Genomic DNA, 3344 nt, shown 5'->3' with positions numbered 1-3344 from the left:
GGCCCCGTCCACAAACTCGAAATAGAGTCCGTCGCGGTGCCCCCGGACATAGTTGCCCGTGATTTTCACATCTTTTGTATACCAGAGATGAATGCCGTTCCCTGAATTGGTCTCCCGCTGTCCCGATGCCGTTATGTGATTATTCCTGAGTATCGTCCCCTCCGACTTGGCCAGGTAAATCCCGAAGAAATTATCGACGAGTCGTACATTCTCGATAAGCACTTGGTTGACATTTTCAACCAGTATTCCGGCGTAGTCATCCATAAAACCCGCCTTGCTGTTGTGGACGCCGATATTTTTGACAGCGACGCTGTCGGCTTCAATGATCACGACAAACCCCTGGTTGTCGCCGTCGATAATCACGTTCCCTTCTCCCAGCAGGGTAATGGGCTTGCGGATACGGACATCAAATTCGACATACCGTCCCTCTTTGACCAGTACCGTATCTCCTGCTTCAGCCTGGTCGATGCCTTCCTGCACCGAAGGGACGGGACCGTCTTTGGAGACCGTGACCTGCGTGGCCCGGGTCATCTCAACCGATCCCAGGAACACGAGTCCGGTAACCAATCCTATGGTTAGTGTTCGTAGTTGCATAGCCTCAATCCTTTTATTCTTTACTTCTTTTATTAAACAAAAACAGTCATTGCGGTAGTTCGTTGTCTACTGGCCTAATTGGGACACCACCTCCCATCCCAGCAGTTTGCCGGGACGCTCAGCGATATGCCGTTTGGCCGCCTCCGGTGAGGGAAACGCCAGCAGCGATTCGCCCATCGGGCTGTTGACCACCTCGCTTTTGACATATTGCGCTTCCGTTGCCCTCAGCCAGGTTCCCCCCTCAGCGTAATTGCTCACATAACGAAGGGCTCCCTCTGATACTTCGGGATGCTCGTTGGCATAGGCGGTCATGCATTCAATGGCATCAAATTTATAGGCTTTGCCCTTTTCCGTGACGATCTGGGAGGCAAAGCGGTTATCGGTAATCATCATTTTACAGTGGGCGCATTCGTCGCTCCCGTAGTGAATGTCCGCCGGCTCCTGGCTGCAGGCGGTTGCAAGCAGCCACAGGCTTAAGGCGAAAATAAAGGGTGTGGTTATTCGCTTCATCATGGCACTTATCTATTATTCATCCTCTTTGCTTTTCCACCAGACAAGTCCCGCCACGCTCATGGAGAGCAGCGACAGATAGAACCCGATATGGGGAAGGGAAGTCGCGTCGATATTGAGCAGCTGCTTGCTGCCGATGAGCGGCGGCTGGTAGCTCATGCCCGGCACCTTGATCGGCGCATCGGGACTTAAATTATGTCCGTAGTCATAGCCCCAGATGTAAAAGTCCACCAGTCCGGCAACAGCCAGCAGTACAAACAGTCCGAGCCAGTACAGGATCCACTTTCGCCTGCCCATAAATGCGATGATCAGTCCGCTTATAATCAGAAAGCCAAAAATTACCGGCATAATTTTGAGTTCGGGAATAGAATCGGGTTGAATCTCCTTCATCCCGATATAGTGGTTGAGCCCATTGATATTGTTGAGGTCATTTTTCTCCTTGCCCACGATATTATCGACGGTGATATTCATACCCAGACCTTCGGGGTATTGCGGAGCCTTCATACTGATGCTCCAGATGGGAACAAAATAAACGCCGATTAACAACAGGGCAGCCAAGGCCATTAAGATACGTTTTTGGTTATCCATTGTTTCTGTACCTGATTACATATTGATTAATGCGTAGCACGTTAAGAGGAAGAGAGCTGTCACCCTCCCTTCCACAAGGATTGCGGCCATGTTACTGGCCTGTTCCGTAGGAAATTTCAACATCAGAGTCAGGCGGGGAGACGCGTATATAGCCCGACATCTCCTGGTGCAGAGCAGAGCAGAAATCGGTGCAGTAAAAAGGCACCACGCCCACTTTTTTGGGTTCCCATTTGAGGGTCAGTGTCTCTCCGGGCATAATGAGCAGTTCCGCATTGTTTGCTCCTTTTACGGCAAATCCGTGCGGCACATCCCAGTCCTGTTCGAGGTTGGTTACGTGAAAATACACCTCGTCGCCCACCTTGATGCCCTCGATATTATCGGGTGCGTAGTGGCTTCGTATTGTGGTCATGTATACATGCACTTCGTTGCCTTCGCGCTCGACCCGCGCCTCTTTTTCACCCTGGGTGACGAATGGATGGGCGTTGTCGGCTATCTCATAAAAACGCTTTTGGTTGTCCATCACCTTATCGGCGGCTATACCCTGGGCGTAGTGCGGCTCTCCCTCGGTGGGGAAGTCGAGCAACAGTTCCATCTTGTCCCCGGATATGTCAATAAGCTGCGCCGAGTGGAACATTTCCGGCCCGGTAGGCAGGTAGCGATCCTTGGTGATCTTGTTCAGCGCCACCAGGTACTTGCCGTCGGGCTTCTGGCTGTCGCCGCCCGGGATCATCAGGTGGCCGGGAGAGTAGTAGACATCAATGCGGTCCGTGACTTCCAGGGTTTCTACGTCCCACTTGACAATCTCCGAAGAAATAAAAGCGGTGGTATAGGCATTGCCCCTGTCGTCAAACTCGGTGTGGAGGGGACCCAGTCCCGGGTTTTGGACTTCTCCGTGGAGAATGGATTCATAACTTAACACCGGGATGCCCATCTCCTCGCCTTCAAAGTCCTCGTTTTCTATCGCCTGCTGAATTTTTTCAAAGGAGTGTACCGGGATAACGGTCGAGAGCTTCCCGCCCGCCGCAATGTATTGCCCGGAGGGGTCGACGTCCACGCCATGGGGCGACTTGGGAGTGGGCAGAAAGTAAACGAGTCCCTCCAGCTCACGGGGATCGAGCACGCGCACTTCTTCGGTCAGTTCACTTTTGGCGACTCCTCCCTCTTCATGGTCGATATAGTTGCGGTAGTGCTCGCCCGGAATCATTTTGCCCCGGCCTTCGGCCGCATACTCCGCCGCTTTTCTCCAGTTTACCGCCGCAATATAATCCTTGTCGTTTTTCGAGGCATTGATTTCCAGCAGGGTGTGGGCCTGCTCGCTGTTGTACGACGTAAAAAAGGACCAGCCGTCCGAGGGACCTTTGCCGGAGTGAGAGAGGTCGTAATTGAAGCCGGGCATGCGAATTTGGAAATCCACACTCATTGCGCCCTCATCGGACACTTTGATGAAAGAGAGGGTTCCATGGAAATTCTCCTTATAGCTGTCGATGCTCACATCCATATTCTGCAGCTCTTCATCCATCGGTACGCTAAAGCGCGTGGCCGCCGATACGTACTCCGTATTAGGCGTTACAAAAGAGGATGCGTGGTTCCCTGCCGAGTTTGGAATTTCTATGATTTCCTGGGTTTTGAAATCATCCAGTCCGATGCGGGCA

At 52.4% G+C, this 3344-nt stretch carries 4 protein-coding genes; all 4 read right to left on the bottom strand.

Annotated features, from left to right (window positions below; genetic code table 11):
* On the bottom strand, positions 1-594 hold a 594-nt coding region (locus ACESLU_RS13275; protein WP_372639113.1), incomplete at its 3' end, for a nitrous oxide reductase family maturation protein NosD.
* A gap of 66 nt (positions 595-660) precedes the next feature.
* On the bottom strand, positions 661-1107 hold the full coding sequence (locus ACESLU_RS13270) for a nitrous oxide reductase accessory protein NosL (RefSeq protein WP_372639112.1): 447 nt from the start codon (positions 1105-1107) through the stop codon (positions 661-663).
* A gap of 12 nt (positions 1108-1119) precedes the next feature.
* Positions 1120-1692, bottom strand: a complete 573-nt coding sequence (locus tag ACESLU_RS13265; RefSeq protein WP_372639110.1) for a hypothetical protein — start codon at positions 1690-1692, stop codon at positions 1120-1122.
* Positions 1693-1783: 91 nt separating this feature from the next.
* Positions 1784-3344, bottom strand: a 1561-nt coding sequence (gene nosZ / locus ACESLU_RS13260; protein ID WP_372639109.1) for a Sec-dependent nitrous-oxide reductase, incomplete at its 5' end; no start/stop codon positions are given.

Origin of the sequence: Fodinibius sp., from assembly GCF_041642155.1 — a bacterium.
Taxonomy (GTDB): Bacteria; Bacteroidota; Rhodothermia; order Balneolales; family Balneolaceae; genus Fodinibius.
The sequence above is the reverse complement of the archived record's forward strand: the minus strand, read 5'-3'. Positions and strand labels throughout refer to the sequence as shown.